Below are 279 nucleotides of genomic sequence, written 5' to 3'. Positions count from 1 at the left end.
GCGGACAGGCCGACTTCTCGGGCTACTGGCTGCCCGGCAAGGACTGGCGTGACGGCGCGGCCTTCCTCTGGGACGCCGGTGGTGGCTTCGCCCAGGCCGACGGCGACGGCTGGAAGGCGACCCTCTCCACGCCCGACTCGATCACGGGCCTCGAGGCCTTCCAGGACCTCTACACCTCGGCCTCCGGCGCGCCTGCCGACGCCAACGAGTCCGACCCGGTGACGCCGTTCTGCGCCGGCAAGATCGGCATGATGTCCCGCCCCGGCTGGGTCGAGGGCA

The 279-nt window shown here is 72.4% G+C and carries 1 protein-coding gene; it reads left to right on the top strand.

Annotation, left to right across the window (positions count from 1 at the left end; translation table 11 throughout):
• The coding region (locus ACZYSM_RS29580; protein ID WP_489077238.1) for a hypothetical protein at positions 1-279 on the top strand (279 nt) is incomplete at both ends.

This window comes from Pseudomonas sp. F220, assembly GCF_057813935.1.
Note: the sequence above shows the minus strand (reverse complement) of the source record. Positions and strands in the feature narration are given on the sequence as shown.